Consider the following 6986-nt stretch of genomic DNA (forward strand, 5'->3'; position numbering starts at 1 on the left):
GCCCGCCCGGCCGCACCGGCGTATGTGGACAGAGTGGCGATCCGCTCATCCGGAATGTCGATCACACCCGCGATCGCGGGGCCGTGCGTCAATCGCCTATGCCCCGAAAACGTCCGGCCGCGCGCGTCCTCACCGCGGCCCTCCGCTGGATCACCGGCGCTCCGGGTACGTACACCTGGCTGACGCTGCTGCTCGTCACCACCGTCGTCCTGCACCGGCTGCCCCCGGACTTCGGGCAGGAGTTCCTGGCGCAGCGCTCGGCGGGCATCCACGAGCTCACCCACCACCCGCTGCGCGCCCTCGTCTCCGGCGCCCTGTGGATCAGCGGCGGCAACTGGCCCCTGTACGCGGTCCTGTTCACCGTCTTCCACGCCACCGCCGAACACTGGCTCGGCACCCCGCGCTGGCTGACCGTCGCCGCCGCGTCCCAGTTCCTCGCCCCCTTCGTCACCGCGGCCGCCCTGACCTGGGCCGTCCGGCACGGCCACGCACCGCAGTCCGCGGCGTACACCCTCGGCACAGGGGCCGGCTACGCGCTCGCGGGGGTCGCCGCCGTCCTCACGTACCGCGTCCCCCACCCCTGGCGGGCCCTGTACGCCTTCGCGGTGCTCGTCGCCCACGGGGTCCCCCTGGTCAGCGGCCGTACGTTCGCCGAACTGGGCCACTTCGCCGCCGTACTGACCGGTCTCGGCTGCTACCCCCTGGTGCGAGGACTCCCCCGGCGCAAGACGGAACGGGCCGCCGCGCAGTAACGTCCCCGCACAGAAGCTCGGCTGTACACCGGACAAGCAGGGGAAACATGAGCACCGTCAGTACCGTCAACGGCGGCATATCGTTCTGGTACGCGCAGGAGGGCACCCCCACCCCCCGCGAACCGCTGCCCGGGGACGCGAGCGCCGACATCTGCATCGTCGGCGGCGGCTACACCGGACTCTGGACGGCGTACTACCTCAAGAAGGCCGTCCCCTTCCTCAACATCACCGTCCTGGAAGCCAAGTTCTGCGGGTACGGCGCCTCCGGGCGCAACGGCGGCTGGCTCTACAACGGCATCGCCGGCCGCGACCGCTACGCGAAGCTCCACGGCCACGACGCGGCCGTGCGCCTCCAGCACGCGATGAACGACACCGTCGACGAAGTCGTCCGCGTCGCCGCCGAGGAGGACATCGACGCCGACATCCACCGGGGCGGCGTCCTCGAAGTCGCGTACACGCCCGCCCAACTCGCCCGCCTCAAGGCCTTCCACGCCGCCGAGATCGCGTTCGGCGAGACCGACCGTGTCCTGCGCGGCGCCCGCGAGACCGCCGAACGCGTCAAGGTCACCGGAGCCGTCGGCTCCACCTGGTCCCCGCACGGCGCCCGCCTGCACCCGGTCAAGCTGGTCAAGGGACTCGCCGACGCCGTCGAGGCCCTCGGCGTCACGATCCACGAGTCGACCCCGGTCACGGAGATCAGGCCCAAGCACGCGATCACCCCGTACGGCACGGTCCGCGCTCCCTACATCCTGCGCTGCACCGAGGGCTTCACCGCCAACCTCAAGGGCCAGAAGCGCACCTGGCTCCCGATGAACTCATCCATGATCGCCACCGAGCCGCTGCCCACGTCGGTATGGGACACCATCGGCTGGGAAGGCCGCGAAACGCTCGGCGACATGGCCCACGGCTACATGTACGCCCAGCGCACCGCCGACGACCGCATCGCCCTGGGCGGCCGCGGCGTCCCGTACCGCTTCGGCTCAGCCACCGACAACGACGGGCGCACCCAGCCGGCCACGATCGAGGCCCTGCGCGACCTGCTCGTCCGCTTCTTCCCCACCACCGCGGGCGCCCGCATCGACCACGCCTGGTCCGGCGTCCTCGGCGTCCCCCGCGACTGGTGCGCCACGGTCACCCTGGACCGCTCCACCGGCCTGGGCTGGGCGGGCGGTTACGTCGGCTCCGGCGTGGCCACCACCAACCTCGCGGCCCGTACCCTGCGCGACCTGATCCAGCAGGACTCCGGCCAGGCGGGCCCCACCGACCTGACGGCGCTGCCCTGGGTCAACCACAAGGTCCGCCGCTGGGAACCGGAACCCTTCCGCTGGCTCGGCGTCCACGGCATGTACGCGGCCTACCGCACGGCCGACCGCCGCGAAACGACCTCCCCCCGCCCCGACACCGACCCGATCGCGAAGGTGGCGGACAGGATCGCGGGCCGGCACTGACGTCAGCGCTGCCGCGCCCCGCCGCCCCGAAGCGCGCGCCGGTAGCGGCCGCGGTACACCCGCTGCGCCACCAGCAACAGCGGAAACAGATACCGCCACCCACCCCCGGGCGCCCGGCTCGTCAACGACCGCAGGGTCAGACTGACCCGGCCGTCCGGGGCCCGGCTCACGATGAACGCCTCCTCACCGGAGACCGGATGGCCCGGCAGCGTCCCGTACGCGAATCCGCACCGGTCGGGCGCGTCGACGACGGCGACGACCAGCACCGGTTCGTGCACGGCCAACGGGCCCCACGCCGCCGTGATGCGGTACTCGGCCCCCTCGGAGACCCGCTCACCGGCGGTCCCCAGCGGAGTGACACCGAAACCGCTGCGCCGCTTGATCCCCCAGCGCAGCACAGCCTCGGACGCCGCCCGCCAGTCACCGTCCCCGTGCCCGATCACCACCGTCCCCTCGTAACGGCGGTACCCCGCGACCCCCGCCACCCACCGCTCCTCCCCCGGACACGTCGCCCCGGCCGGAGCGTAGGTGAGGGCGCCGGCCGGGGTGTCCGAGGACATGGGATCTCCTGTCAGAAGGCGGAATCGCCATCTTGCCTGATCAGGGACCTGGCCATCCGGCTGCCTGCCCGCTGTCAGTGCCCTCTGCCATCCTGCTGAGGCTCTGCCAACACCTAGGCCAACGGGGGGGTCCGTGGCGAAGCGGACGAGACAGCAAGCACGGAGCAAGGCTGCCGCGCATCAGCCGGGCATCGCCATCTATCACGACATGAAGGTCTACGAGAATTTTGAGCGATCCGCTCTTCGTATCTTCGAGATGGTCAAGAAGGCCGAGAAGACGTCGCCTGGCGCTCCACGGTATCTCTACATTGACGTCCAAGGGCACCGGAACTCCGTCGGCGGGTACGATCACGACTCGTTCGAATTGATACACGACTTCGCGCTCGAATACCTCGGAAAATACCTCACCGAGGTCAGCACCCCCTTGATCCACGTACAGATGAAAGGCCAACGGAACGACATCCCGGAGGGCCTGGAGTTCGGATACCCGAACGATGGAAGCAAGTACGGGTACAACGCGGAGTCCCTCGAAATCAACCCTCGCGAAGTCTTCCCGGTCGAGCGGAGGACCCGGCCCACGGTTCGTGCGATCGCCGACTACCTCGGCCTGGGGGAACCGGCATGTCTGGTCTGCTGGGGTAAGCCCGTGGAGCGGGCGCATGTGGTGCCGAGCGCGCTGGGGGGCTCCATGGACGTGCGGAACTTCGCCCTGCTGTGCCGGAAGCACCACGCCGAGGCGCCCGATGTGGCCGATGCCGAGAGCTTCTGGGCGTGGGTCGACTATGCCGAGATCAGAGATACCCCGGCCAAGTGGGCCGACGTGAATGAAGACCTCAAGGAATTACTTCGCCAGCACAATGTCCGGGTCGACGGAAGCCGCCGCGAAAAACTGTCCTTCTTCTGCTCCGTCAAGGATGAGCTCAAGTCCCTGTACGGGTGGACGGACGGTGACTTCCAGTCGGTGGAATGGGAGGACTTGATGGACGAATTCCATCGTGTACTCGATGACGCGACCGGCCGTCATTTCTCCATCGACAAGAAGGTCTCGACATACGCGTGGGCCTACGACATTGCGTTCAGGCGCACCAAGGGGGAGGCCGCTGCGGTGATACGGGACAAGCCATAGCGATCCGCGCCGCACGACGACGCCCCTGACCTGACAGCCGGGAGCCCTCAAGCGCCGCGCCCCCTCAGGACCAGAACCGAGACCCCCGACAGCGGGTCGGCCCGCACCTACCGCCGCCGCATCAGCTGAAACCAGAAGTCCCAGCTCAGAGCGCATCTGAGCCGGGACCCGGTTGGAGCCCCCTGTCGGATTCGAACCGACGACCTACGCATTACAAGTGCGTTGCTCTGGCCAGCTGAGCTAAGGAGGCATTCCGGAGCAGTGTAACCAACGTCCCGGCCTCGGCAGGACGGGATATTCGAGTGTTCCGGACTACTGACAGATCCGAAACGGCCAGGTAGCGTCGCGGAAGGTTCACTCCGGTGGACCAGACCACTCCCTTACTCGGATCGTCCGGCACGTTCCTGCCGGTTGAGGAGAAGTATCGCCATGGCCAGTGTCACGTTCGACAAGGCGTCCCGCGTCTACCCCGGCTCCACGAAGCCCGCGGTGGACCAGCTCGAGATCGACATCGCGGACGGTGAGTTCCTCGTCCTCGTCGGTCCCTCCGGTTGTGGCAAGTCGACCTCCCTGCGCATGCTCGCGGGTCTCGAGGACGTCAACGGCGGCGCGATCCGCATCGGTGACCGCGACGTCACGCACCTGCCGCCGAAGGACCGGGACATCGCCATGGTGTTCCAGAACTACGCGCTCTACCCGCACATGTCCGTCGCGGACAACATGGGCTTCGCGCTCAAGATCGCCGGTGTGAACAAGACCGAGATACGGGCGAAGGTCGAAGAGGCCGCCAAGATGCTCGACCTCACCGAGTACCTGGACCGCAAGCCGAAGGCGCTCTCCGGTGGTCAGCGTCAGCGTGTGGCGATGGGCCGCGCCATCGTGCGTGAGCCGCAGGTCTTCCTCATGGACGAGCCGCTGTCGAACCTCGACGCCAAGCTCCGTGTCTCGACGCGTACGCAGATCGCGTCCCTCCAGCGCCGCCTGGGCATCACCACGGTCTACGTCACCCACGACCAGGTCGAGGCCCTCACCATGGGCGACCGCGTCGCGGTCCTCAAGGACGGTCTGCTCCAGCAGGTCGACTCGCCGCGCAACATGTACGACCGCCCGGCGAACCTCTTCGTGGCCGGCTTCATCGGCTCCCCCGCCATGAACCTGATCGAGGTCCCGATCACCGACGGTGGCGTGAAGTTCGGCAACAGCGTCGTCCCGGTCTCCCGCGCGGCGCTCACCGCCGCCGCGGACCGCGGCGACACGACCGTCACGGTCGGCATCCGCCCCGAGCACTTCGACATCGTCGAGCACGGTGGCGCCGCCGCGAAGGTCCTCACCAAGGACTCGTCCGACGCCCCGGCCGGCCTGGCCGTCTCGGTCAACGTCGTCGAGGAGCTCGGCGCCGACGGCTTCGTCTACGGCTCCTCCCGCGTCGGCGGCGAGGACAAGGACCTGGTCGTCCGCGTCGGTGGCCGCGCCGTTCCGGAGAAGGGCACCGAGCTGCACGTCGTGCCGCGCCCGGACGAGCTGCACGTCTTCGCGACCTCGACCGGTGAGCGCCTCACCGACTGACGTCGTAGACGCGAACGGCCCCCGCACCCGCATCGCCCGGGTGAGGGGGCCGTTTGCGTGGCGTGTGAGGTTTGGGGTTTCGATCTTGGCTGACGACAAATACCCCGGCACACCAGGCATTTCGCCCCCATTCGTCAACCGGGGATTCGAAAAGACTCCTCGAACCATCCCTCGCGAGGGTGACGAAATGTCGCCAAATCATCACTGACCGCTACGCTCGCCTGCGTGACCCACACCGCGCGCCGCATCGGCCGAACCCTCGCTCTCGTCCTGCCCGTCGTCATGGTCCTCTCCGGGACCCTCGCGGTGACCCGCGTGCCGTGGGCGGCAGCCAATCCCGACTCGCAGCTGCTGACCGCGGCGTCGGAGACCGTCTCCAAGCCTGCCAAGGCCCGCACCCCGCAGGACATTCTGCGCGACAAGCTGCTGGTGGAGCTTCAGGAGAAGGACCCGGGTGCCGCGTTGACGGACCTCCAGCGCGCCGTCGAGGCCCGCCCCTCGCTCGCCCGGCACTGCATGTCCCTCGCCAAGGCGCTGGGCAAGGCGGCCGTCGAGCAGTACGGCCCGACGCGCGCCCACCGCTTCTCCCGCCCGGTCTGCGACACCTCGTTCGCCTCGGGCGTCGCCCAGTTCAGCTGACCGCCGACCCGCGGGCACGGCATATCGTGCCTCGCATGCATACGTATCCGACACAGGCCGTGATCCTGGCAGGTGGCCAGGGCACGCGACTGCGCCCGTACACCGATGACCGCCCCAAGCCGATGGTCGAGATCCCGGGAACCGGGACCCCGATCATCGGCCATCAGCTTTCCTGGCTGGCCGCCGAGGGCGTCACGGACGCCGTGATCTCCTGCGGCCATCTCGCCGAGGTGCTCCAGGACTGGCTGGCCTCGGCCGATCTTCCGCTCAACGTGACGACGGTCGTCGAGACCGAGCCACTGGGACGCGGCGGCGGCCTCAAGTACGCCGCCGCCCGGCTGCCCGACCCGGACCAGCCCTGGTACGCCTCCAACGGCGACATCTGGACGCGCTTCTCGCTGCGCGAGATGGCCGCGTTCCACGCCGAACGCGATGCCACCGCCACTCTGGCCCTCGCCCGCCCACGCATTCCGTGGGGCGCTGTGGAGACGGACGCGTTCGGGCACATCACCGACTTCATCGAGTCACCGCCCTCCCCGTATCTGATCAACGCGGGTGTGTACGTCTTCTCGCCGACGTTCACCACGCTGCTGCCCGAGCGGGGCGACCACGAGCGGACGACGTTCCCCGGACTGGCCCGAGAGCGCCGCCTCGCCGGGTATCCGCTGCCGCACGGGGCCTACTGGCGGGCGATCGACACCGCGAAGGACCTCACCGAGGCCGCGAAGGAACTCGGCGCGCACACGGGCAGGTAGCCGTCCCGGCGGGTACGTACGCGGACGGACGGGAGGGGGGGGGGGGGGGGGGGGGGCCGCCCCCCCCCCCCCCCCCCCCCCCCCCCCCAAAACAAGGCGCTCGGCGTCCCCCACTCTCCCCAGACCACAACACCCAACCA

The 6986-nt window shown here is 69.3% G+C and carries 7 protein-coding genes and 1 tRNA gene; 6 read left to right on the forward strand and 2 right to left on the reverse strand.

The features are described 5' to 3' along the window. The first annotated feature begins 98 nt into the window (after nt 1–98). Both AC07FA_RS32910 and AC07FA_RS32915 read left to right on the forward strand, forming a co-directional pair. Nucleotides 99–752, forward strand: coding sequence for a rhomboid-like protein (locus AC07FA_RS32910; protein WP_479080007.1), 654 nt, complete (start codon nt 99–101; stop codon nt 750–752). A gap of 47 nt (nt 753–799) precedes the next feature. Beyond that, entirely contained in the window at nt 800–2200 is a 1401-nt protein-coding gene (locus AC07FA_RS32915) for an NAD(P)/FAD-dependent oxidoreductase (RefSeq protein WP_479080008.1), read from the forward strand. Nucleotides 2201–2202: 2 nt separating this feature from the next. On the opposite strand, the gene AC07FA_RS32920 is transcribed toward AC07FA_RS32915, so the two are convergent. Then, the gene (locus AC07FA_RS32920) at nt 2203–2760 is read right to left on the reverse strand and encodes a DUF1990 family protein (protein WP_479080009.1); all 558 of its coding nucleotides are present in this window, start codon (nt 2758–2760) and stop codon (nt 2203–2205) included. Between the two features lie 133 nt (nt 2761–2893). On the opposite strand from AC07FA_RS32920, the gene AC07FA_RS32925 reads away from it, so the two are divergent. Then, nucleotides 2894–3886: an HNH endonuclease signature motif containing protein gene (locus AC07FA_RS32925; protein WP_479080010.1), complete on the forward strand. Its 993-nt coding sequence runs from the start codon at nt 2894–2896 to the stop codon at nt 3884–3886. 173 nt (nt 3887–4059) lie between these two features. Here the strand turns inward: AC07FA_RS32925 and AC07FA_RS32930 are convergent. Then, nucleotides 4060–4136, reverse strand: a tRNA-Thr gene (locus AC07FA_RS32930). A gap of 179 nt (nt 4137–4315) precedes the next feature. On the opposite strand from AC07FA_RS32930, the gene AC07FA_RS32935 reads away from it, so the two are divergent. The 3 genes from AC07FA_RS32935 (at nt 4316) to AC07FA_RS32945 (ending at nt 6846) form a co-directional block, all read left to right on the forward strand. After that, a complete protein-coding gene (locus AC07FA_RS32935; RefSeq protein ID WP_479080011.1) occupies nt 4316–5452 on the forward strand; it encodes an ABC transporter ATP-binding protein in 1137 nt (378 codons plus the stop codon). 225 nt (nt 5453–5677) lie between these two features. Further along, nucleotides 5678–6091, forward strand: coding sequence for a hypothetical protein (locus tag AC07FA_RS32940; protein ID WP_479080012.1), 414 nt, complete (start codon nt 5678–5680; stop codon nt 6089–6091). A 35-nt stretch (nt 6092–6126) separates the two neighbouring features. Continuing rightward, nucleotides 6127–6846 (forward strand): nucleotidyltransferase family protein, encoded by a 720-nt coding sequence (locus tag AC07FA_RS32945; RefSeq protein WP_479080013.1) that lies wholly within the window; start codon nt 6127–6129, stop codon nt 6844–6846. Nucleotides 6847–6986 lie beyond the last annotated feature (140 nt).

It is taken from the genome of Streptomyces sp. NPDC045968 (assembly GCF_056430475.1).